The sequence below is a fragment of the Vibrio harveyi NBRC 15634 = ATCC 14126 = KCTC 12724 genome (genome assembly GCF_001591145.1).
Taxonomy (GTDB): domain Bacteria; phylum Pseudomonadota; class Gammaproteobacteria; order Enterobacterales; family Vibrionaceae; genus Vibrio; species Vibrio harveyi.
Genome location: NZ_BCUF01000028.1, coordinates 1 through 24,315, shown reverse-complemented (window position 1 = coordinate 24,315; position 24,315 = coordinate 1). Strand labels below are relative to the sequence as shown.

The 24,315-nt window shown below is 45.2% G+C and carries 16 protein-coding genes; 14 read left to right on the top strand and 2 right to left on the bottom strand.

Going from position 1 to position 24,315, the window contains the following annotated elements:
• The first annotated feature begins 8 nt into the window (after window positions 1-8).
• The 12 genes from VHA02S_RS15140 to VHA02S_RS15085 all read left to right on the top strand — a co-directional run bounded on the left by VHA02S_RS15140 (window position 9) and on the right by VHA02S_RS15085 (window position 14,376).
• Window positions 9-392, top strand: coding sequence for an Hpt domain-containing protein (locus VHA02S_RS15140; RefSeq protein ID WP_038898083.1), 384 nt, complete (start codon window positions 9-11; stop codon window positions 390-392).
• A 213-nt stretch (window positions 393-605) separates the two neighbouring features.
• Complete coding sequence (locus tag VHA02S_RS15135; protein ID WP_038898085.1) at window positions 606-2,147, top strand: sigma-54-dependent transcriptional regulator; 1,542 nt, start codon at window positions 606-608, stop codon at window positions 2,145-2,147.
• Entirely contained in the window at window positions 2,122-3,198 is a 1,077-nt protein-coding gene (locus VHA02S_RS15130; RefSeq protein ID WP_038898086.1) for a glycosyltransferase family 4 protein, read from the top strand. The genes VHA02S_RS15135 and VHA02S_RS15130 overlap by 26 nt, the downstream gene beginning before the upstream one ends.
• Before the next feature lie 152 nt (window positions 3,199-3,350).
• Window positions 3,351-4,535 carry a glycosyltransferase gene (locus VHA02S_RS15125; RefSeq protein ID WP_038898087.1) on the top strand — a complete coding sequence of 395 codons (1,185 nt, stop codon included), beginning with the start codon at window positions 3,351-3,353 and terminating at the stop codon, window positions 4,533-4,535.
• 10 nt (window positions 4,536-4,545) lie between these two features.
• Window positions 4,546-5,718 (top strand): glycosyltransferase family 4 protein, encoded by a 1,173-nt coding sequence (locus tag VHA02S_RS15120; RefSeq protein WP_038898088.1) that lies wholly within the window; start codon window positions 4,546-4,548, stop codon window positions 5,716-5,718.
• Window positions 5,711-7,132 carry a lipopolysaccharide biosynthesis protein gene (locus VHA02S_RS15115; protein WP_038898089.1) on the top strand — a complete coding sequence of 474 codons (1,422 nt, stop codon included), beginning with the start codon at window positions 5,711-5,713 and terminating at the stop codon, window positions 7,130-7,132. The genes VHA02S_RS15120 and VHA02S_RS15115 overlap by 8 nt, the downstream gene beginning before the upstream one ends.
• Entirely contained in the window at window positions 7,129-8,502 is a 1,374-nt protein-coding gene (locus tag VHA02S_RS15110) for an O-antigen ligase family protein (RefSeq protein ID WP_038898091.1), read from the top strand. Before VHA02S_RS15115 ends, VHA02S_RS15110 begins: the two co-directional genes overlap by 4 nt.
• Before the next feature lie 108 nt (window positions 8,503-8,610).
• On the top strand, window positions 8,611-9,735 hold the full coding sequence (locus VHA02S_RS15105) for a glycosyltransferase (RefSeq protein ID WP_038898092.1): 1,125 nt from the start codon (window positions 8,611-8,613) through the stop codon (window positions 9,733-9,735).
• Entirely contained in the window at window positions 9,732-11,159 is a 1,428-nt protein-coding gene (locus VHA02S_RS15100) for a GumC family protein (RefSeq protein WP_038898093.1), read from the top strand. Before VHA02S_RS15105 ends, VHA02S_RS15100 begins: the two co-directional genes overlap by 4 nt.
• Window positions 11,160-11,418: 259 nt before the next feature.
• On the top strand, window positions 11,419-12,531 hold the full coding sequence (locus VHA02S_RS15095; protein WP_038898094.1) for a glycosyltransferase: 1,113 nt from the start codon (window positions 11,419-11,421) through the stop codon (window positions 12,529-12,531).
• Window positions 12,528-13,727 carry a glycosyltransferase family 2 protein gene (locus tag VHA02S_RS15090; protein WP_005445910.1) on the top strand — a complete coding sequence of 400 codons (1,200 nt, stop codon included), beginning with the start codon at window positions 12,528-12,530 and terminating at the stop codon, window positions 13,725-13,727. The genes VHA02S_RS15095 and VHA02S_RS15090 overlap by 4 nt, the downstream gene beginning before the upstream one ends.
• Before the next feature lie 10 nt (window positions 13,728-13,737).
• Window positions 13,738-14,376, top strand: coding sequence for a sugar transferase (locus VHA02S_RS15085; protein WP_009701686.1), 639 nt, complete (start codon window positions 13,738-13,740; stop codon window positions 14,374-14,376).
• Window positions 14,377-14,405: 29 nt separating this feature from the next.
• On the opposite strand, the gene VHA02S_RS15080 is transcribed toward VHA02S_RS15085, so the two are convergent.
• Complete coding sequence (locus tag VHA02S_RS15080; protein ID WP_038898095.1) at window positions 14,406-14,795, bottom strand: ATP-binding protein; 390 nt, start codon at window positions 14,793-14,795, stop codon at window positions 14,406-14,408.
• Window positions 14,796-15,110: 315 nt separating this feature from the next.
• Between VHA02S_RS15080 and VHA02S_RS15075 the strand changes: the two genes are divergently transcribed.
• Both VHA02S_RS15075 and VHA02S_RS15070 read left to right on the top strand, forming a co-directional pair.
• Window positions 15,111-19,511 (top strand): SslE/AcfD family lipoprotein zinc metalloprotease, encoded by a 4,401-nt coding sequence (locus VHA02S_RS15075; protein ID WP_038898096.1) that lies wholly within the window; start codon window positions 15,111-15,113, stop codon window positions 19,509-19,511.
• Window positions 19,512-19,716: 205 nt separating this feature from the next.
• The gene (locus VHA02S_RS15070) at window positions 19,717-20,109 is read left to right on the top strand and encodes a hypothetical protein (RefSeq protein ID WP_017190126.1); all 393 of its coding nucleotides are present in this window, start codon (window positions 19,717-19,719) and stop codon (window positions 20,107-20,109) included.
• Between the two features lie 99 nt (window positions 20,110-20,208).
• On the opposite strand, the gene VHA02S_RS15065 is transcribed toward VHA02S_RS15070, so the two are convergent.
• The coding region (locus VHA02S_RS15065; protein WP_155725047.1) for a VWA domain-containing protein at window positions 20,209-24,315 on the bottom strand (4,107 nt) is incomplete at its 5' end.

Here is a 24,315-nt window from a genome sequence, read left to right as displayed (position 1 = left end):
TGCGCACCATGAATACTCAAACTGACACCACGTTGGCGCAAGAGTTAGTCGACGAATTAATTCTTCAACAAATGATCAAAGATACCTGTGCGGAAATCATGCCTACGTTAATCGATCACTACATTGAGGAATCACGCGAGCGGGTCGAAAAAATCCAGCAAGCGCTTAATGAGCAAGACAAAGAAATTATGGAGTTTGAAGTCCACACGCTTGGTAGCTCAGCACTCGCCCTCGGAAACCGGACTCTATCGCGTCACGCTCGTACCATCGAAAAACACTGTGTCGAAGGCGACATAAAACGCGCATTTGAACTTTGCCAGTCATTACCTGCGCTTGCAGAGCAGTCTTTTATTGCGCTAACCCAAAGAAAAGAACAAGGTTTCGAAGACTGAAAGTAAAAATAAGTAATTTAATTGACTAAAAAATATAGAACTTTCTGCAATCCTCACAGCATATGCTAATACTTAAATATAAAGATTCTCAAAATGAGAATCGAAAAGAAGCCATCAGCTTGAGGTAAGAAAAACAAATTCATCATTACTGCATGAACCTCAAGCCGACTTAACGCATTAAAACAACGAATTGAAGAAAGTTGGGAAAGGATTATGAGACCAAGGGTGTTACTGGTAGAAGACTCTACTTCACTAGCCATACTTTATAAGCAGTATGTCAAGGATGAGCCTTACGATATCTTCCATGTAGAAACGGGGCGTGAGGCGATTCAATTTATTGAGCGCAGCAAACCACAGCTCATTATTCTCGATCTAAAGCTTCCTGACATGTCAGGCGAAGACGTATTGGATTGGATCAATGAAAACGAGATCCCGACTTCCGTTATCATTGCAACCGCACACGGCAGTGTTAACCTTGCCGTCAATCTAATCCAAAAAGGTGCTGAAGACTTTCTAGAGAAGCCCATCAACGCAGACCGCCTAAAAACTTCCGTTGCTTTACATTTAAAACGCGCGAAGTTAGAAAATCTCGTCGAGAACATTCAATCAACCTTCGATCGTCACAACTACCATGGTTTCATTGGCTCTAGCCTTCCAATGCAAGCGGTATACAAAACCATTGACGCCGTGGCTCCTACCTCTGCTAGCGTATTCATCGTCGGTGAGAGTGGTACAGGTAAAGAAGTGTGTGCTGAAGCTATTCATCAGCAGAGCGATCGCAGAGACAAACCCTTTATCGCCATCAACTGCGGTGCCATTCCCCGAGATCTAATGGAAAGTGAAATCTTTGGTCATGTCAAAGGGGCATTTACCGGTGCAACCACAGACCGTAAAGGTGCTGCAACGCTTGCTCATGGCGGTACCCTGTTCCTCGACGAATTGTGCGAGATGGAATTAGAAATGCAGAAAAAGTTACTGCGTTTTCTACAAACCGGAACCTACACACCACTTGGTGCGACTAGAGAAATGAAAGTGGATGTACGTATTATCTGCGCAACCAACCGAGACCCATTAACCGAAGTGGAAGAAGGTCGTTTCCGTGAAGACTTATATTATCGTGTGCACGTTGTCCCCATTGATATGCCCCCACTTCGTGAACGTGGTAGTGACATTGTCACGCTGGCTAAACACTTCTTAACCACATACGCCAAACAGGACAAGAAGAAGTTCAACAATATCGACAGCGAAGCGCAACATGTGATTAAGCATTACGACTGGCCTGGCAACGTGCGCCAACTGCAAAACATCATTCGTAACATTGTGGTATTGAATAATGAAGACAAAGTTTCGCTCGCACATTTGCCCGCTCAACTGACTCGCAAACCGGCGAAAGAGCGTAGCGCAACAATAGAACATGATGCACGCTATAATGATTCATCTTTTTCTCCTTTAGAGAATCCACCTGCAGGCACTGTTAACTTGAGTGCTTCGGAGCGAGAAAGCATGCCAGTTGCTACTGAGGAGAGTAGTCTGGCGCCCTCAGCCTCTGTCACACCAGTAGCGTCACCATACTTTAATGCCGATGGCACGATCCGCCCTATGTGGAAAGTGGAACGCGAAGCCATTCAAAATGCGATAGCTTATTGTGATGGTAACGTGCTTAACGCGGCGGTGATGTTGGAACTGAGCCCATCTACGGTCTACCGCAAAAAACAAGCGTGGGAAGCGGATGAAGCTAATCTCGAACAATCTTGAGATCCCTGTCGTTGGCGAAGTTTGGATACTGCTGGATAGCCGCATTTACGGTGGCATTGAAAGCCATGTAGTCGAACTCGCCACTGGGTTGCAATCCTTTCATGTTAACGTACGAGTTGTGTTGGTGGTGGAATACGATCCACCACCAACACTTATCGACAAATTAAACCAAGTTCAAATACCAGTGAGTTATTTGTGGCACCTATGCCCAAAGCCAGAACGGTCAAAAACCATTCAAGTAAAACAAATTACTGGTGCAGTGGCTGAGCATCAACCCAGCGTTATTCATACCCATGGTTACAAAGCGGCACTGTTAGCCAGAAGCGCAAAGTTATTTACTCGAACCTTCCCTCGCCTCATATCGACATTTCATGCAGGAGAAACACCGAAAGGTAGAGTCTGGCTTTATGATTGGCTTGATCGATACTCAGCTTGCCTTTCTGATCATTGCTTCGCCGTTAGCCAAACCATTCAAAGTAAGATTCCATCTCAATCAGAGCTATTGAACAACTTTGTATCGATTGCCAATCAGCATTGTCGTTATAAACAAATCGCGTTTGTGGGTCGCCTCAGTCATGAAAAAGGTGCAGACCGCTTCATTGATATTGCCCGTCATATTCCTGATATTGAGTTCTCTATTTATGGTGACGGTCCAGAAAAGCCGAGACTGATAGAAAACGCACCAGCCAACGTGATATTTCACGGTCATCAAAATGACATGGATGCCGTTTGGTGCAATATCAGCGCTCTTGTCATCTCATCACGCTATGAAGGTTTGCCAATGGCGGCGTTAGAAGCGATGGCCCGAGGTATCGTTGTGATCAGCCTTGACGTTGGTCGCCTTCCTGACCTCATCGAAGATGGTCACAATGGCTTCCTCGCTTATGATATTCCCGCACTAACTGACAAACTTAATCACTGGTTGGGAATGAGCCATAGCGAACAATACCCAATGCGTCACAAAGCGATTGAGACCATCAAAGATCACTATTCCTCCCGCAACATCATTCCTATTCTGATTGAACGCTACCAAATTGAGAATCATACTTGATGCATATCCATTCTCAAATTGAGAAGTTTCGCGCTAAGCTTTCACCTATGTATCACTTTCCATTCAAAAACAGATAGTTAAACTAATAGCATATTTTGGCATCTCGGTTGCAATAGCTAATTCAAACAGATTGGCTAACCGAGGTAACGACGATGACTACTCCAAAACGCATTCTTTACGTTCATTATGGTGATAACTGGATTCGCGGTAGCGAAGTCGTATTGCTTGACCTCATCACAAACATTGACCGCGACCAGTATCAACCGATTGTTTGGTCAAACTGCGAACCTTTGATTGAGAAATGCCAATCTCTAGGCGTCGAAGCGGAACATTCAAACTTCAGCCTTGTTGGAGGTTGGAACACGCCTCGCTGGGACATCAGCGGTTGGAACGATTTGATCAAACAAGGCACGGCATTGATCGAAAAGCACAACATTGACCTTGTCCATGTAAACAGTGGTGGTCCGTGCCAATGGATGTGCCTAGCCGCTCGTATGAACCACATCCCTTTGGTGACGCAACTACACTGCCACTACACCTTGCGTGACCGCTTCTCACTGGGTCTGCACCTTTCTCCAAAATTGATTTGCGTGAGTAAAGATGTGGGTCACGAGATTCTCAAAGATGGTTACCCAGAAGAACACCTTCATGTCGTTCATAACGGTGTGTCATTGGAGAGTCACGATGCACCCATCAATGTTAAAGATCGTCTGGGTATTCCCCAGCAAGCGTTCACCTTTATTTCGGTTGGTTCTCTCATTAAACGCAAAGGCTTTGACCGCTTAATCCAAGCTATGCGTATGCACAACTACCATCAACATAATCCACATTTGGTGATTGTTGGTGATGGTGAAGAACGTGTCGCATTGAAGCAGTTAGCCATAGATTTGGGTGTGGAGGATCGTGTGCATTTTGTTGGTGAACAACATAACGCCGGAGACTGGATGAAAGGTAACGTAGATGCCTTCATCAGTGGCGCTTACGAAGAGGCGTTTGGTCTTGTTCTTGGTGAGGCGGCACTAGCAAAGCTACCAATCATCGCACCAAAAACAGGTGGCATCCCGGAATTGTTTGAGCACAACCACAGTGCCTTATTGTTCGCCAATCACGGTATGGCGAGTCTGTTAAATGCAATTCAGCAGATGATTCAAGATGCGCCACTACGCAATAAGTTAGCGGAGAATGCGCATCAACACGCGAATCAGCATCTGACGGTTTCTGCTTCAGTCAAAGCGATTGAAGACATTTACCGCGATGAGCTCTTGCAGAGAGAACCAACACCAATGCCCGTCACCCACTGCATGAAACCCATTTCGCGCTGGCTAAACATCAACTAAGGAGCTGACCATGAAACGTGTATTGATGTTTGACGCTATCACAATGCAAGGCGGTTCGAAAATTGCCAACGCCGAGTTGATTAAACAGTGTGACCAACGTGACGTGATTAGCTATATCGCAACGACAAATCCAGAACATTGGATTTCAACACTCAGCTCAAATCCTCGCGTACAGGTATTGAAAATCAAGCGCTCTCCAATCACGTCTCATCATGGTATCGCTTATTGGCTGATGAACTGCTTTTATCTAGTTCAACTGATTCTGGTGACGCTCAAACTACCGAAACTCGATTGGTTTATGGGCTTGTCTTCACCAAACAACGACATGCCCATGTACTTGCTTCATCTATTCAATCGCAAACCTATCGTACAAATGGTGCATGGCCCTGTGGGCGTGTCTCGCTCATCTGGCTACTGCTTAGTAAAAGCGGCTGCCATTCATTATCTCGCAAACACGCGCGCCTCTATGATTGATGCTCTTATGGCTTACCTAAAAATGCCTAAGCCAGCCGTTGAACGCTACTGGACAACTCTAAATACTGCATCATTCGTCAATGGTCTTTCTTCAAAGCGCTCACCAAAGCAAGCAAACCCAATTTCTAATCGCGTATTTTGGGCCGCAAGTCTATTGAAATGGAAAAATGTGGATTTATTGCTCGATGCGATGAAACTGGACGACTCATGCCACCTAAATGCAACCATTTGCTACATCAAACCAAACATCGAAGGCGTCGAGTGCTCTGAGCCAGATTTCAATCAATCAAACATTTCATGGCATGAGTCACCAGAGAACCTGGATGAACTTCGCGCGCAATGCGGTGTGTTTGTTTCTACCAGTAACAACGAACCATTTGGGTTATCGATTTTAGAGGCGTTAGCCGCTGGTATGTGTGTCGTGATTCCTCATGATGACAGTTACTGGGATCGTGTACTAACTCACGGGAAAAACTGCATCAAGTACACACCAAAAGACGCCGCATCTCTGCACAATGCAATTGTTCTGTTGAATGAATCGCCATGGTTGAAAGTGACAATGGGGTTAGAGGCACTGCACGTTGCTCGCTTATATACAGCGGAACGTTGTTACTTCTCTATTACCCAGCAGCTTTGCAAAGATCCATCAAGCAAAGAACAACAAAACGCAAAGAAGCGTGACAACGTCAAAGGATATGACCATGTCTAAAGCCATGACCAACATGTCGTTGTTCGCCATTGCGTTGGTGATCAACAAAAGCATCAGCTTAATTATGCTGCCAGTGCTTCCTCAGTTTCTCTCACCAGAGCAAATGGGCAAACTCGAGTTACTGACCTCTTTTGGTGTCGTTACTGCGCTACTTGCGAGTATGGCAATGCACGAAGCGCTATACCGCTTTGTCGGCGTGGAGAAAGACGGCAAGAAGAAAGTGACCATGCTCAACCAGATCTACTCGCTTTCCGTTTGGATTGCGGCGACGATTGGCTTGGTTCTACTGGTTGCGATTTTAGCTGCCCCGATTCCTAGCCCATTTTCTCAGCTTGAATTTATCGTGCTAATGTTCGCAATTATCTTGGAAGGCGCGATTGGTATCGGCACTGCTTGGCTGCGCATGCAAGATGATAAAGCAAAAACTCTTCTCAGCGTGATGGTGACTGCCACCGTTCTTCAAGTGGTGTTCATTGTTGCCGCTTTATTGATTCACCCACACGTCATTTCTGTCTTGCTTGGTGGTCTGCTTGCTGCCGTAATCCAATTTACCTGGTTGCACATTATCAATAAATACAAAGTCGTCATGCCTGACATAGCGCTCGCGAAACAACACCTGCATTACTGTATCCCTGTCATGATGTCTGCGCTAGTTGCGTTTTGCTTGAACGGTGCTGAGCGTTGGTTCATCGGCGCTAATGCTTCACTGGCAACACTTGGGGTGTACGCAATTGCGGTTAAATTTGCCATTGGCATGTGTATTTTGGTTCAGCCATTCGGTATGTGGTGGATGCCACGTCGCTTCGCGTATCTGGAGCGTAATCGTGGTAAAGAAGCCGTTAGGATTTCTCACTTCGGTATAATTTATATTGCGGCACTCACGGTGTTGGTCGCAACGCTTGCCTTCATTATGATCAGCCAGTTTTTACCAGAAACGTACCAAGAAGCTGCGCTTTACACATTATTCCTTCTACCAATCGCCATGATAAAAGAATGGAGTGAACTGCTGAACATCGCGATTCTTTACAAACGTCGCACTCGTTGGTTATTAGGAATTAACGTCGTTGCCGCTGGTGTTGCAATTGCTCTTCTGTTTTCGCTTTCTTCCCTTGGTATCTATGGCGTATTCATCGCGCTTTACTATGCCCAACTCACCAAACTGGCGATGACGTTCGTGATTGGACAACAGTGCATGTACCTGCCTTTCCACCTAAGTTTGATGGTCGCATTACAAATCATCTCAGGAGTGGCACTGTTCCTGCTTTACTCTACTCAATCCATCGGAAGTGCGATTGTGATTTGTATTCTGACATGCACACTGTTTGCTGGCATCGCCTTCCGATACATGTCTAAGGAAACACGCAATAACCTTATGATGAGGTTAAGAACGGAAGCGAAAAGAGTGACGTTATGAATGCCACGGATGTGAGACCAACCCAAATCATCGCTGCGACAACCGTTACTGTGGTCATCGCTTTAGCGTGGTTAGTGATGCCGCATCCAATTTTAATTGTCGCAATTTGTTTTGCTCCGCTTGCCATCTTGTTTGTCCTCAACCAAACCTTTTGGCTAGTGACTTTGTTTGTCATCTTCTCTTTCTTTCGAATTCACGAAGCGTTTCCGGTTATCTACAACTTCAAAATCCCGCTGTTGTTGTCTTTAGGTGCACTTGGCGCGTTATCTTTTCATCTATTGATCAGTCGTCAGCTATCGGTCTTCTGGCATCCATCTTTAAAGTGGCTGTTCATCTTCTGGGCGTTAGTCATCATCGGTATTGTGTTCGCCTCTGCGCGCGACATCGCGATTACCGTGTTTAAGAATACGTATTGGAAGATCATTGTGATGACACTGGCGATCACTTGGCTTATCACCACACCCAAACAGCTCGCACAAATGTCAAAAGCAATTATCGTTGCTGGGTTGTTGGTCGGACTCGTTGCTCTTTATAACGCCACCAACGGTATTGATATTGTCGAAGGAACGCGTGTGTCGATTGGTCGTTCGTTTGGCTCGGTATTAGGTGACCCCAATGACTTAGCGCTGGTTTTGATGTTCCCCCTCGCCTTTACGGTGAGCCAATTGGTCGAGAAACGATCGTCCATGTGGTTGCGAGGTTTTGCACTGCTCACTTGTATCATCCTGTTTATGTCGATCCTTGAGACACAAAGCCGCGGTGGCTTATTGGGAGCACTGTCAGTCTTCGCCTATTTCGCGTTCAAACACATCAAGAGTAAGGCATTGGTTGTCTTTCTAGGTTTGGTCGCGGCTTTGATTCTTTATGCTGTTGCTGGGATCTCTGGGCGAGCATCGGGTGGCGCGGCAGAAGCCGGTATTGATGCCTCTGCTATGGGACGTTTGTACGCTTGGGAAGCGGCTTTCAAAATGGCACTCGACAATCCGATAACCGGCGTTGGTTTAGAGAACTTCTACTACAACTACTTCTTCTATAGCCCGCATTGGGATGGCATTAACCACGCGGTGCACAGTACTTGGTTTGGTGTACTGGCTGAAACCGGTTTTGTTGGTTTAGCGGTTTTCATTACTCTGATTGTTTCTCTGGTCAAAACGTCATTAAGTTCAATCTCACTTCTGACTGAAAAGTCCCACTTCACGCTTTCTGTAGGTGCAAACGCCGTATTGAGCGGACTTATTGGCACCATAGTCTCAGGGACCTTCCTCACCCAAGGCTTCACTTGGCCGATTTACATACTTGCCGCATTAACTATAGTGATAAATCGCATCGTTCAAACTGATTGTCAAAATGAGAAACCATCACCCTCTTAAATTAAGAAACAACCTAACCTATTGTTTTAATGAAACTTAGCCCCTTGGCACGCATCGTGATACGTCTTTGAGTAACAACAACAAATCAATTGGCTCAAGGAGAGAACGATGACAGATATCGTAGTATTTGGAGAAGACTTCGGCGGCTTGCCATCTTCCACTCAACATCTGATAAAGCACCTAGCGAACAACCATCGTATTCTTTGGGTCAACTCGATCGGCTTAAGACAACCAAAGTTCACACCAAAAGACGCTAAACGCCTCGTCACCAAACTGACTGGATCATTCAAACAACAAGACAAGGTTCAAACGCCTTTCGGCCGAGAGGATGTCTCAAACATCCACACCATCACTTTGCTGACGATCCCTGCTCCCAAATCTAAATGGGCACGTAACATCGCGACAAAAATGATGAAACATCAACTGAGCAAAAAACTGAATGAACTCGGCTTTCAACATGCCGTTTTTTGGACGTCACTGCCTACCGCTGTGGATATTTGTCGAGAAATGAGTACCAAAGGCATTGTTTATTACTGTGGTGATGACTTTGGCGCACTCGCGGGTGTCGATCATCGAACCATTTTGGAACATGAAGCTGACTTGATTGAGAACGCAGACCTTATTTTGGCTGCCAGCGATAAGCTTGCCGCGGAGCTTCCGCAAGAGAAAACCGTGACTCTACCGCATGGTGTGGACTTCAGTTTGTTTTCAGAGCCAACGGCGAAAGCGCAAGATATGCCAAACAATGGTCGTAAGGTACTGGGTTTTTACGGCAGCCTATCAGAATGGTTGAATTACCGTTTAATAGAACAAGTCGCCGATCAAGCCCAGGATTGGGATTTGGTCTTTATTGGTCCAAATGAATTTCCTCACAACCCATTACCACAACGAAACAATATCCATTACCTAGGTCCGCGAGCACATCAAGATTTACCTAGCTACTCACAACATTGGGATGCGAGTTGGCTACCGTTCGTCGATAACGCACAGATTCAAGCCTGTAATCCACTTAAACTATTGGAATACCTCGCCACAGGAACACCGGTCATCAGTACGGCTTTCCCAGCACTTAAGCCCTACCAACACATGTTGCATGTTGTAACGGATGTGGATGATGTTCGTGCGAGCCTGAATCACTTACTCCCACCACCAGAGGGTTCACTCTCGATCATCCAACAACAAAGTTGGCAATCAAGAGCACGTCAAGTTGAGCGATTAGTGAGGGCGTTATGAACGATTTAAGAGACAACATCACCTTATTACTGCATGGCGCATGGCGACGTCGCTATCTGATTGTTATTCCTATGTTGGTATTGCCTATCTTAGGCTTTGTCGTCAGTAAAATGATGCCAACGAAATATGTGGCACACACTAGTATGCTGATTCAAGAAACAGCCAAGATGAATCCCTTCCTCGAAGATCTTGCCGTCTCAACCATGCTGAAAGATCGCTTGAGCGCGTTAAGTACCCTATTGAAAAGCCGTCATGTGCTGTATTCGGTTGCTCAAGAACAAGGCTTGATTGATGACACCATGGGACCGAAAGAACAAGAGTCCATCATTAAAGAGCTTGCCAATCGCCTCACGGTGCAACAGCTTGGTAAAGACTTCATTCAAATCCAGTTAACCAGCAGTAAGTCTGAAGGTATGGAAGATATACTTGGCTCCGTCAGCGATCATTTTGTAGAACAACTTCTTGCCCCAGAGCGATCTTCGATTAAAGACTCAAGCCACTTTCTTACCATACATATTGATAAACGTCGTGAGGAACTGGATAAAGCCGAGCAAGCCTTTGCCGAATACAAAAACGCCTATTCGCACGCAACACCAGAGATGCAGGCACAAAGCCTGACTCGTTTAGCGAGCCTAAAGCAGACATTGGCAGAGAAAGAAGCGGAACTGGCTGGTGTAAAACGCAGCTTAGGTAGCTTGGACCAACAACTTTCTAAGACCAACCCAGTGATTGGTAAAATTGAAGAGCAAATCATCGAGATCCGCAGTGAACTAACCCTACTTCGTGCCAAGTACACTGAAGCGCACAGTATGGTTCAAGGTAAATTGCGAGAATTGAATCGCCTAGAACAAGAGCGCGCCGTTCTAATCAACTCAAAACAACCTGAGATGAACAGTAACCAGCTTTGGGATATCGCCAGCACCGCAACGGTAAGCAATATCGGTGATGCGCAACCTCTGCTTGTTTCTCAGCTCCATCAATTGCAAATCATGCGCGGTCGATATGAATCGCTTCAAGAAGAGACAGCGAGTCTGCAAAGCATGATTCAAGAGTTAGAAACCAATGCGAATCGATTTGGTAGCACCGCAACTGAAATCAATCGACTGGCAAGAGATGTGACAGTCAAACGCCAATTGTACGAAGAACTGGTTGAACGTTATGAAATGGCCCAACTCACCGGTTCTTTGGGTGTATTTGAAGAAAATAAACGCGTGAAAGTCATTGATGAGCCTTACACTCCCACAATTCCAACCAATTTACCCGCTTTTATGTTCGTTATCTTAGGGTTCATTGGTGGTGCTGGATTAGGCATCGGATTAGCAACCATTGCGGAACTGGCAGATAACTCGATTCGCTCACGAAAATCCCTTGAAAAACACCTGGGCGTCCCCGTGATTACCACTATCCCTAAAGTAATCTTCTAGCCAGAATTTTAAATTTCAGCATCATGTGAAGGCACTCATTCGTTGAGTGCTTTCTCATCCCCATTCCCATTAAATCAAGCAATTAACTGGGAATTTCTTTCATCCGCGAATTCTGAATTTCAAAATGAGAATATTCTTTTCTCATTTTGATGTTCAGCACGTCCAAATCATTAACTTGTTGTTTTTAATTACTTTAATTTTTGGCACATAGCGTGCACAAATCAACATGTAGAAAAACAAATATATCGAGGACTCAGGAATGGAAAACTCAGACACTCGAACATCAACCAAGAACCGCAATGTGATTGTACACGTCGTCCAACATCTCGCCCCCGGCGGATTAGAAACTCTGGTACTAGAGATGCTTCGTTTTGCTAAAGCAGAAGACTCCGTTTTTGTGGTCAGTCTTGAGGGGAACAAAACGGTTGCACTTCGTCATTGGAGCAAGTTGTTGGATTACCGAGACCAACTTTGCTTTCTCGATAAAGCGCCAGGTTTTAGCCTAACCACACTCCGAGCATTGAAACATATACTCAAAAGACTCAACGCAAATGTGGTTCATACTCACCATATCGGTCCCTTGCTGTATGGCGGGATTGCGACACGATTGCTAGGCATTAAAACCTTAATCCACACGGAGCATGATGCTTGGCACTTAAACAACCAAAAAGCAGCTAGATTACAAACAGTATTACTCAAGAGTCTTCGCCCCCAAGTTGTTGCAGACGCTGAGTTTGTCGCTGACCAAATAACCAACAAGCTAGGCTATCTTCGAGTCAGCACCATTCATAATGGGATTGATTGTGAAAAGTTCACCAATGGTAATCAAAACCAAGCCCGTGAGCGCTTTTCGCTTCCCACTGATAAGTTCATTGTCGGAACAGCAGGTCGTTTAGAAGCCGTTAAGGGGCAAGAGATCCTAATCAAAGCCTTCTCACATCTACCAACACATACACACCTTGCTATTGCAGGAAGCGGCAGCCAAAGAGAGCTATTAGAAGCGCAGGTACGCACTTTGGGACTGGAAGACAGAGTAACGTTCTTGGGCTTGGTTAGTGACATGCCGCACTTTTACCAAAGCTTAAATGTCTTTTGTCTACCTTCACTTCAAGAGGGTTTTCCACTTTCAACCTTAGAAGCACAAGCCTGCGGCGTCCCTTGCATTGCTAGTGATGTTGGTGCGGTAAAAGAGACGCTATGCCCACAAACAAGCGCATTGGTTGAGCCAAATAAAGTTCCCGTTCTAGCGGATGCATTGTCACAGCATTTATTAGAAATACCGCGTTCGCCTAGAGCCCATATTCTTAAGCATTTCGATATCCGCAATATGGTTAACCGCTACGCGATGTTAGCTCAAGGAGAGGACTTATGATTGATTTACTTTGGACCACTGGCTTCGTTTTGTCTGCGCTATTAATTGTCTACCATCACGTTGGCTACCCTCTTGTTCTGAACTGGCTTTCAACACGTCGTGAACAGCGCAAGGTAGCGAAGAAAGCAACGGTAAAAGAGCGTTGTTACAAAGCATCCAAAAACGACTGCATCTTACCTACGATGACAATCGTTGTACCTGCCTACAACGAAGAACAATGGATCGCAGAAAAGATCCGAAACCTTGCAAGCCTTGACTATCCGCGAGATAAATTAACGATTGTCATTGCTTGTGATGGATGCACCGACAACACAGCAGAGATAGCACAGAACACCATTCAAGAAGCGATCTGTGCTGACACTTTATTCATCATTCGAGACCACGCAATCAATCGTGGCAAAGTGACGCTCATCAACTCTGAAATGAAAAACATAACCACTGAGATTACCGTCCTTAGTGATGTTTCTGCCCTAGTCTCTTGTGATTCCTTACTGCTAGCGAGCCAACACTATCAAAATGAGAATATCGGTGTAGTCAATGCGACTTATCAAATCATGGCGACACAAAACCAAGGTGAAGCAGCTTACTGGCAGTACCAATCTAATGTGAAATACAAAGAGTCGTTGATTGGCTCAACCATTGGTTCTCACGGCGCGTTCTATACATTTAGAACCAAACTGTTCACGCCGCTCGAACCTGAGATCATTAACGATGACTTCATTTTACCAATGCGTATCGTACTACAAGGTTATGCATCCATTTATGAACCTAGGATGCTGGCTCTTGAGCTAGAAGAAAGCTCTGATAACTCTGACTTCAAACGACGTCTACGCATCTCTGCAGGCAATATGCAGCAGTTCTTGAAACTTAAAAAGCTGCTGTTACCCCGCTATCGTGGCACTGCATTTGCATTTTTATCAGGAAAGGTACTGCGTCTTGCGACTCCTTACCTAATGATCATGTGTTTCGTGAGTTCGTTATTGTTGATGGAATACCCTACGTTTCAAGCTCTACTCGTAGCGCAGTTAGCCGTTTACTCAATCACTCTCATCACTTATTTAATCCCAGCGTTCAATTTGTTTAAGCCATTCAAGTTGATCAACTACATAGTAGTCGGACACATAGCAAACTTCGCAGGCGGGCTTCGTTATCTTCTAGGAATGGAAAATGGTCGCTGGAAGCGCGTTAATCAATAAGGAAAGTATCATGAAGACTTCACGTTATGACTCAAATATTCATTTAGCAAAACGCGCTTTCGATGTTGTGGTTTCAATGCTTATTTTGCTTGTATCCCTACCAGCCATGCCAATCATTGCAATGGCAATCACGATCAACTCAAAAGGACCTGTCATTTATCGTCAGCTTCGTGTGGGTCGTTGTACACCAGACAAGATGGAGCTGTTTGAAATCATGAAGTTTCGCACTATGTATGTCGATGCCGAGCAACGTTCTGGCGCGGTATGGGCTTCAGAGAATGATCCAAGAATCACACCTGTCGGTCGATTCTTACGTAAGACACGCTTAGATGAACTGCCACAGTTATTCAATGTGCTAAAAGGTGAAATGTCGTTGATTGGTCCTCGTCCTGAGCGCCCTGCTTTTTACCAAAAGCTAGAAGATGAGATTCCTTACTTTGTTGAACGCACTTACGGTGTTCTACCAGGCATCACAGGGTTAGCACAAGTCAATCAAGGCTACGACTCATGTATTGAGGATGTTCGCCGTAAAGTCGGCTTCGACCACAGCTACGCATTGAGCCTAAGCTCATTTTACTCGTGGATTTCGATGGACATCGCCATTATGAGCAAAACACTGGTTGTCATGATCGATGGCAGGGGTCAGTAGTATTCTTGAGACCAAAAGAGGTTAAAACGTTATTCTTGCCATTGGCGACGCATGTTTTCGATCGTCGCTGATGGCACATCATGAATGCTTTGATATTGCTCACGACACACATGCACTTCCACTTCAATTTGCTTTTTCTCACAATACTTTAGGTAGCGCTTCATTTCCCAATGACGAACAAAGGTATTGCTGACAATCACCACCTTACCTTTATTAAGCCACTTACGGGTTTGTTGAAAACACCATTCATGGGCATCCGCTAGCTTGGTACAATCAAAAACGTATTCTCCAATTTCATTCTCAAAATACATGTCAGCTTCAAAGTGTTTCGCTTTGAGCTGCTTGGACAATTTCTTAGCAAGCGTTGTCTTTCCAGAGCCTGGTAAACCACGAATAAGAAGGAGTTTTGCGTTGGTCATGATCGGATGATTTCAGTGAAAAACCAGCAAACTGTACGCTATTTTTGCAGAAAAGAAAGTCCAACTAACCACTAGGCTTATTCATTCTGTGAATCCCACCCTCAGTTGTGAAAATTTGTTCAATACAAAGCTAATCTTTTTGTTCCCTCCTGCCGCTTTTAAAACTAGAATGCGCGCGCATTTATCGAGCCCTAAAAACTTACTAAAAGTTAATTACTTAACAACATAATCTCGATAGCTCTGAGCTTTAAAATAAAGTAACTCTCAACCAACTCGCCATCCAAATGACGATGGCACTTCATAAGGGTTTAGTCTTTGAAACGAAGTCTTCTTTCAATCCTTGTCGCTTCGCTGCTGTTTGGCTGCGGTGGCGATGAAAGCAACAACTCAACAAATACCACGCCACCGACTGTTGAACCTGATTTACCGCCAGATCAACCAGATATCGGTGTAACCACGTATCAAGGTAAACTGTTTATTCATAGTAAACAGTTAACCGGTGATCTTGAGTGTGATGGTCAGGATATCAGTGAGTCAGGCTACTTCACTTATACCGCCTCTGAAGGCACATTCACCTGTCAATTTGGTGGTATTACTCTAGGTACGTTCAACTACCTAGTGCCAGAACAAACACGTGAAGGTTCACAACCATCTGAGTTAACTCAAGCGTATGATCTTAAAGATGTGCTAGGTAAACACGCAGGTAATGCCACTAAGCTGTTAAACAAGATCGACACATGCACTACTCAAGATACGCAAGTGTGTTTAGATGAAATCAACAGCTACGATATCCAAGACCTGTATCTAAGCGAAGATCAAGCGGCGATTGATGAGTTTCTCAATCCAAGTGTCGCGAATGAGGGTGAGCAACCAAGCGCACACGTTGATCCAGAGCTTCAGCCAGAAGTCACCCCAGGTGCAAGTAACAACTTAACCGGGTCGTTTGTTTCTGCCAACGCCGAAGCAACTTATGAATACAAGCCAAGCGCTGCAAACAAACCACTAACGACAAGTCGCTTGACGGACTCGCAAGGCCACCCCCTTGCAGGTGTTGAGTTCTTCAGCCACTCTGCCCGTGGTATGACAGATGCAAACGGCGAGTTTGAATACCTATGGGGCGAGAACCTGATCTTTGGTATCGATACCTTCACACTCGGGCAAGTTAAAGGTAACAAGGTAAATTACCAACTTGCGGATTTAAGTGACAATCCGTTGGTAAAACAAAACCTAGAGGCGTTTGTTCGTCGTTATGGTATTCAGACTGACAGCAACATTGAGATCAACGATAACGTTCGTCAGGTATTTGCGCAGTACCCTAACGTAATCAATGAACTGATCAACCTTAGCTTACCAAACGGCGCAAAGATTGAAGGTACTAACTTCACGACGCCAAACGAGTTTGCTGCACAGTTTAGCCAAGGTTTAACGCAGATCATCGATGGACAGTTGAAACAAGCACCACAGTGGTCAGGCTTTGCGGCACCTATGTTGCGTACCGTTCGCGCTACAGGGAGCAATTATGTAACGCAATCTCTGCATCAAATTTATGCAGGCGTGGATAGCGTGCACATCTTCCATGATAACCATGGTTGGGGCGGTTCTGGTTATACGCGTGCAATGCGTAACTTCAACCTAACCAATGAAGCATTCCCTGTGCTAATGCCACGTAATGACAACAGTTACTGGCTTCCTTTTGGTGAAGAGGCCGCTTGGACACGTGGCTCAGGTAAAGACAAGAAAGCTTACATCGTAGATGCGACGACCATTGATGAGACATCGACAGTCAAGATGCAGCGTCCGGAAAAAATCTCGAAACAAACAGCGACCTTCAATTTACCAACCATGACCGCGGGTATGATTGGTTCAGGTAAAGTAGTGTTCTTGGGTAACGCGATGTACACCTCTATTTTCTCGTGTCCAGAAAACTACTGGGCAGGCGCAGATTTGGGCATTGAAAGCGAGAAACAAACATGTCGCTACAGCACGCCACACAACCAAGTTGCTCAAGACGCAGATACTCGTACCGACAACGGCAGCATGCAAAAGATGTTCGGCAACTTGATCAATTGGCTAGTACCAAACGCATCACAAGATTCGATTGCCATTGCGACAAACATCAGCAAGGGGCACGCTTTCCGTTCGGATCGCAAAGAGGGTCAAATCTACGACTTCTTCGTTAACCCAAGCTACCAACTTGGTGATATGGAATTGCTAAATAGTGGTTCATTCAGCACTCTTGATGCAACGACGACTCCGCTATTACTGCTTCAATCTTATGAGATTAAAACCGATGGCTATGATACCAAGTCCGTCGTTTCTGATATTCAACAGCCTAAGTTGGATGCAGATGACGTCACAGCGCTGATCGAATATGTAAACAACGGCGGCAACATCATCTTCTTTGATGCTCTAGAGGCAAGTAATCCTGAGCCTATCGCTCGTTTAGCTGATGCCGCTGGCGTCTCTGTAGGTGGTGCAAACGTTGCGAAGACCTTCCAGTCTCTTTGTTCAGATAGCTACTGGTGTCATAGTACATCGGGTCCAAACGTCCCTAACCTACACACAGTGGCGGAATTCGATCTTGTGGTTTATGAGCGTTATGCCGATACCACAAAAATTGAAATCAATGACAATGGCACCGTCACATGGCCGGGTAATATCGACATGCCAACGCTTGAGATTCCGTTGTACAAGGTAACTGTTGGCGACCAAGAGCAACAGCGCTATGCCTTCCACATGGTGAAATCTGAGCAAGAGAAACAAACAGCCATCGCGGAACTGCAAAAGAACTTCACTGGCGTGCCATTGTGTAAGGACGAATACCAATACGAAGTTAACTGTATTGAAGTACGTAAAGGTCATGGTATTCCGAGCCGAGGTAACCACCACCGTCCTGACTTCACTCGCTACGAAATGAGTCCTGAAGTCGTCGATAGTATGGTCAAGGCTGCAAACCTAGGTGCAAACATTGATCGCTTATTCTCTCACGAGCTTTACTACCGTAGTAAAGGTGAGATTGGTGAACGCTTGTCGCAAGCGGAGTTAACATCAACTTACGACAACCTATCAGTTTGGCTATGGAATGACGAACAGTACGAGTATAAACAGGACGTACAAGACGAGCTTGGCTTCAAACGCGCAGTCGAAATACTGAACTGTTACACCAATAACACTCACCAAGGCGGAAGTGCATGTGGGCAAGAGACACAAGAGCAGTTAGCTAAATGGTCAATGATTACAGAATCAGGCGAACTTAACCCTTCTTACCCACTAAACTGGATGGAAAAACCGTTAACTCGCATGATGCTAGGTCGCTCATACTGGGATTTAGACATCAGTGTTGATACGACAGGCTACCCAGGTCGACCATTGCAATCTGGAAGTTCGGCTAGTGTCGATATTCACACTAACAACAAAACCGTAATTGGCACCGCTGGCAGTATGCAATCGACAGGTTTGTGGGCTCCACAACTTGAAAATGTGACGATTTCCGGGGGCGTAAAAGCTTCGATTAACGTGGCGTTAGTTGATGATCTGACAGGGCGCGCGAATCATGAGTTGAGTTTGAAACGTCCACCTCGCGTTCAGAAGACCTTCCAATATGACGGGGCGCAATTAACCTTTAAAGTCCCTTATGGTGGTTTGATTTACATCCAGCCTCTTGAAACAGCTCAAGGTGACGTGGTGACATTCAACTTTAACGGCGTACTACAAGCATCTTGGTGGAAAGATGGCAAATGGGTAAACAACATCAATGCTGACGTACCACTTGCCGAAATCGATTCTGGTCATTTCATCTACACCACTCCTGTCAACAACGTACAGGAAACTGATGTACCTAAATTCGCTGATGAACTGAATGCCTTCGCAAATCATGCAAGCGACTTTTACGGACGCGATCAGGTGACGGAAGATGGCAAGCATCGTCGATTTACCTATGATGCTCTCTTAGCGAACCGACACCGCTTTGTGAATGATGTGCAAATCTCTATTGGTGCAGCACACTCTGGTTACCCAGTACAAAGCAACAGCTACTGGCCGACATGGACAGTGGTTCCAACGAACCCAACGAATGATTGGTTGCTATGGCACGAAGTGGGTCATAACTTAGCATCAGCACCATTTATGGTAGCTGGCTCAACCGAGGTGACCAACAACATTCTTGCGTTATACATGCAGGAGCAACGCGAAGCGAAGCCATACATGGACCGCATCGCAAGTGACTTATCTAAGTCACCTCTATGGCTAGACCGCTTTGAAGGTCACGCTTGGAGTGAGGCAGATGTCGGTATGCGCTTAGCCATGTTCGGTCAGTTGAAGCTTTGGGCAGAAGATCACTTTAACATCGACACTTGGTACTCTAATCAAGCATCTAAACCAAGCATTTTTGGTGAAGATCAGGGTTGGAACTTCTTCAAGTTGGCTCACCGCAAAGCTCGTGGTGACAGTGTTGGTGACCAAGGCATTAACTACTGTTCAACGCAGAGCAGCCAGTTAAGCCAAGGCGATTTGCTGATGGCGTGTACGTCTTATTTAACCCAGTACGATTTGACGGATTACTTCCGCAAGTGGAACCCATCAGAAACTAAAGCCAACTTACCAAATGGCAGTGTTGATTACTCTGGTGGCTTAACACAAGCAGGCTTCAACGCCGTAGCGGCAATGAAACTACCAAAACCAGACAAATCCCCTTCTGAGTATTTGTCCGTTAAGTAAACCGCAGTAAATCAAAAGCCGACAGAATTCGACTCTGTCGGTTTTTTTGTTCATCGCACTTTTAGTGCTCAAGCGGGATTACCCTGTACGGACTTGCTTCTCAAGATAACCAATTCACGAATATTTACATATCCCGTTGTAATCAGATAAGAAAAACCGCGGTCTGCCATTGAGAACTTATTCGTTACTCTTTAAAGGACTCCAAATGAAAGAAACATTGCCACTTAAATTAGGACTAGGATTATTAGCATTGCGATTAAGTATCGCCTTGGTGTTTATTATGTGGGCACTAGATAAAGTCTTTGTTCCAGAACACGCAATGAAAGTATTTGCCGGCTTTTATGGTTTAGACATTTCAAGTGGAATCTCTGTCGCGATGGGGCTTGCCCAATTAGTATTTATTGGGATTTTTGTCGCTGGCTTATGGAAAAATATAACCTACCTCGCCATTTTAGTTTTACATGCTGGCTCAACCTTTTCTTCGTTTGCTAAATACCTAGACCCATTTAACAACCTGCTGTTCTTTGCTGCGTGGCCAATGCTCGCAGCTTGCTTCGCGTTGTACCTGCTTCGAGAGCATGACATCTACACTTTGTAGTAAAACACAGAAAACGCCAATAAAGGCTTATACCTGACTGAAAACAAAAAAGGTCTAGCATTACGCTAGACCTTTTTTTCATACCTTCAGTTGGTTTGATTACATATCTTTAAGTTGAGAATCCAGACTTGCAATCAGGTGTGAAGTGACGTCATCAACACTTGCTCCATCAAAATGGATATCTAATGTCGTTCCACCTTTAGAGATACTCAAGTTAGAGTCTGTTGCTCCATCTTGCGTAACTTCCACATGGTAATTGCCAACATCGCCAGTGTGATCGCCCGACTTCAGATCATCCAGTAACGAACCAAGTTCATCCTTAGATAGATCCTCGAACAAGTCAGAGAAATCAAGAGAGTCTTCGTTTGCATTGAAGTCTTTTACTGTATCTGTCTCATTTGCAACATCCACCCACTTGAAGATGTCTGCACCATCACCACCGGTAAGGATATCGTTACCCAAACCACCGATCAGGATGTCATCACCTATACCGCCGTCCAGCGTATCTGAGCCACCTTGCCCGAATAGGATATCGTTGCCTTCACCTCCAGACAGGTTATCCGCTCGGTCGCTTGAACGAGATTGCTCAAATTCAGCTTGGTTGTCAGTAATGTAGTTATGAACATCTTTCTCGGTAACAAGACCAACATCTTTACCTAATTGACCAGCAACATACTCTTGTAATGCAGATACACCTTGTTCATCACTAGAACCAAATCGAATTGCATCACCGAAGATAATATCGTCACCAGCTTGACTATCGATGTCATCTCTACCTTGAAGCAGAGCGACTTCCTTACCAAGGATAACTTCAGCCAACTGTGAAACATCAATGTTGGTTCGCACTGTATTGTCTGAGTCGTAGTTTTCGAGTGTGCTTGCGTCCAAGTTGTTACCAAGACCAATCGCATGCACTTCACTGAACTCTTCCAATGCTTTGTACATATTATCAGCTTGAGCGGTAACACTATTGCTGTAGTCATAGTAACCCGTGTTGCTGTACATGTAGCCAAGGCGGTCGCCAGTCGACAAAGAATAAACCTCTGTGTTGCTCGCAATAACCGTTTGGTTGTTGTAAGTCACAACATCACCACGTTGATAATCGCTTGGTAACACGTCTCCCAAAGTAATAATTTTGCCATTTTCAGCACCAATCACCACATTAGTCATCGAAGCCAAATCATAAGCGCTATTGTGGTCAGCTTGGTTCGGCGTACCATCAGAGATAAAGTATGTGACGTTATTTGCATCACTATCTTTACCTGCAAACCAATCTAGCACTGAATCAAATGCAGCTTCATAGTTTGTGTTACCACTGCCATTGTCTCTATTGTTTGCAAATGCAGTCGCGATTTTCGTTGAAGCGTCTGGGTCACTCAAATCAACTTCCAACAGCAACTTATCATTCGTTGCAAACGTTGTTAGCAAGACATTCACTTTACCCGAATGAGAACCGGTAGCACTGCTGATCAAGGTATCAAGAACCGTTTGAATCTCAGCCTCTGCTTTACCTACGTCATACCCCATACTGCCTGAAGTATCTAGAACAAAAGCAATGTTGTAATCCTCGCCCTCAACAATCTGCAGACCTTGGACATCACCAACAATAATGTCGTCATCAGCTGTACCGGTAATATCGTTATCACCGTGCGTACCAGTAACGTATTCGTAATCGCGAACTGAAACTCGAGCCGATTCGGTCTCAGTCGCTTGGTCATTGTTTGATGACTCAATCGATGTTGCAGTGACACTTAATGGGAAGTCCAGGCTACCTTCAAAATCGTACGGTACTTTTACATCAAAGTTAGCTTGGCCTTGAGCATCGAGGTTCACGATATAGCCACCGCTTGGCTCTTCCGCAACGGCTTGACCATTGACGTACAACTCAACACCATCAGGTAGACCATCAACAAGGACAGTTTGAGCTAATGACTCACTGCCATCAGTGTCAGCTAAGTCAACATCCACTTCAATCGGCACCCAGCGATCTTGTAGAACCTCGTAAGTGCCATCTTTATTTATCTCAATCACCTTATCCGCAAAGACAACGCGCTCGATTTCGTACAGGTGATCACCACGGTCCTCAAAGCCCGTATTGTCATTTTCTGAATCGATTGAACGCTTATCTAGGAAGATCCAATACGGAACTTGGCCACTATGGTTGTTCTTAAACGTAAACTGGTAGTCACTGAAGTTACCAGTTAGGTAAACCGTGTCTTTACCATCATATTGCGTTGTAGATCTTCCATCGTCACCGTAGAAAGAGTCATTTTGACGACCACCGACAAAGACATCATCACCAGCGCCACCATAGAAGGTGTCGTTGTAATTTGTACCGACAAATAACGAATCAGTATCTGAAGTGTCATTGTTACTACCCAAGGCTACATTCGCGACCGGATTCACTCCTTGTTGAACGCCATCTAAACCAATTGCATCTGCGATGACTTTGTTCTGAGCCGGCGTATTGTTTGTTGCCGATGTTACCAAGCTGTGATTAGACTCAACCGCGTCGGTTTTCGACATATCACCCACAGAGATACTGATTGTTGGCTTATCTGCTACCGCTACGACGTCAATATCTAGTGTTTCTGTCGCTCCAGTATTTGTCGTGTACGTAATTGTCGGTACGTCACCTGACCAATCTTTTACTGGGTCGAACGTGTAACTACCATCTTGGTTCACAACCAGCGTGCCGTTGCTCAGCGATACCGTCTGACCAACCGCATAATCAGTGTTGTTAACCGTGATATGGTCAACCAGTAGAACGTTATCACCATCTGAATCATTCAGCAGGACGTTACCTTGTAACTGCTGATCTTCGTCTGTTGTAACAACATCACTTGCTGTATTCGTTGGCAAGTTTTCATGCACAACTACATTGATCGTCGCCGTAGAGTCAGCAGTATCACCATTAGACTCTTCTGTTGCTGTCGCAGTTACCGTGATAGTGAAATCATCATGAGAACCTGCAGGAGGAGTCACCGTCAGTCCGTCTAGCGCCCATCCGGTTACATCTACCGCATCCGCGCTAGCAATAGTAATTGAGTTAGTGCCATCCGAGATCACCGCGCCTACAGGAATACCTTTCAATGTCACTTCAAGCGATTCTGAGCCGTCAGTATCATTTAGATTTGCTCTAATTTCAGATAGAGGAATCGCAGTATCTTGAGGACCTTCGTTTACTTGGTAGGTCTCGTAGACTTCAACACCATTCACTTCTTGTAGTGCAGAGGTTCTGATATCAGTCGCGTCTAACGCGTTAACATCACTAACCACAACCAAGTTACTATTGCTTAGGTTAACTGGCGCTTGACCATTGATAGAAACATCGACGTTGAAGTTACCCGGACCACTTTGATTGTGATGGTAAATCTCTAGCGGATAGAATCCAGAAACAGTAGGTACGAATGCACCACCCGTAATTGTACCTTGAGCATTACCCCAACGAGCTTCATCGACCAATGACCCACCAACTGTGATTGCAAGGCTATCGTCCGCGCGACCAGTGAAGTCGTAGCTTGTACCCGCTTCTAGGTAAACCAATCCTGTCACAAGTACTGCTTCATTTGCGGCTGTCGCATAAGACGACGTATCTTGCACATTCGAAGTTGTGGATTGATTACCGTTAGCAGAATCAAGAGCATCAATTGCATTGATAAGAACCTGACCTGTGACACCTAGCCCATTACCAGAACCCACTACGACGTTGTTCCAAGACGTAACATTGAACTCTTGCAGAGGTACCGACAAGCCTGGCGTTACGGTGCTCAAGGTTGGCGCATCAGCATCAGGGGTAACATCAATGGTTAGCGTCGATTCTTGACCTTCGTTCTGACCATCTGTTGGTTTAAAGCCAATTTGAGCATAATGACCAGATTGGTCACCAACATTGGTACCGCCAAAGCTACTATCACCAGACTCGTTTGTCTCCGGAGTAAATCTCACACCGTCAGCGTCAAACTGCGACTTATCGAGAACTTGATCTGCTTGAACAGCCTGCCAATCACCCTGAGCGTCTTTATACTCAAGCAATCCATCAGTCGGCAGCGAGGTAATCTGAATCGATAGTGAAGCGTCTGCAGAATCCACATCCGTCACACCGAAAGATGCCCAATCAAGCAATACATCTGCGCCCTGCGCATCTTCATTCAGAGTCACAGTTGTTGGCGTAGATTCTGGGGCGTCATTCACTGGATTAATGGT

Bases quoted from the DNA above. Each gene is read 5' to 3' on its own strand.
- VHA02S_RS15135 (WP_038898085.1), top strand. From the start codon at position 606: ATGAGACCAAGGGTGTTACTGGTAGAAGACTCTACTTCACTAGCCATA.
- VHA02S_RS15070 (WP_017190126.1), top strand. From the start codon at position 19,717: ATGAAAGAAACATTGCCACTTAAATTAGGACTAGGATTATTAGCATTG.
- VHA02S_RS15140 (WP_038898083.1), top strand. From the start codon at position 9: ATGAATACTCAAACTGACACCACGTTGGCGCAAGAGTTAGTCGACGAA.
- VHA02S_RS15125 (WP_038898087.1), top strand. From the start codon at position 3,351: ATGACTACTCCAAAACGCATTCTTTACGTTCATTATGGTGATAACTGG.
- VHA02S_RS15130 (WP_038898086.1), top strand. From the start codon at position 2,122: ATGAAGCTAATCTCGAACAATCTTGAGATCCCTGTCGTTGGCGAAGTT.
- VHA02S_RS15100 (WP_038898093.1), top strand. From the start codon at position 9,732: ATGAACGATTTAAGAGACAACATCACCTTATTACTGCATGGCGCATGG.
- VHA02S_RS15120 (WP_038898088.1), top strand. From the start codon at position 4,546: ATGAAACGTGTATTGATGTTTGACGCTATCACAATGCAAGGCGGTTCG.
- VHA02S_RS15085 (WP_009701686.1), top strand. From the start codon at position 13,738: ATGAAGACTTCACGTTATGACTCAAATATTCATTTAGCAAAACGCGCT.
- VHA02S_RS15115 (WP_038898089.1), top strand. From the start codon at position 5,711: ATGTCTAAAGCCATGACCAACATGTCGTTGTTCGCCATTGCGTTGGTG.
- VHA02S_RS15105 (WP_038898092.1), top strand. From the start codon at position 8,611: ATGACAGATATCGTAGTATTTGGAGAAGACTTCGGCGGCTTGCCATCT.
- VHA02S_RS15080 (WP_038898095.1), bottom strand. From the start codon at position 14,795: ATGACCAACGCAAAACTCCTTCTTATTCGTGGTTTACCAGGCTCTGGA.
- VHA02S_RS15090 (WP_005445910.1), top strand. From the start codon at position 12,528: ATGATTGATTTACTTTGGACCACTGGCTTCGTTTTGTCTGCGCTATTA.
- VHA02S_RS15110 (WP_038898091.1), top strand. From the start codon at position 7,129: ATGAATGCCACGGATGTGAGACCAACCCAAATCATCGCTGCGACAACC.
- VHA02S_RS15095 (WP_038898094.1), top strand. From the start codon at position 11,419: ATGGAAAACTCAGACACTCGAACATCAACCAAGAACCGCAATGTGATT.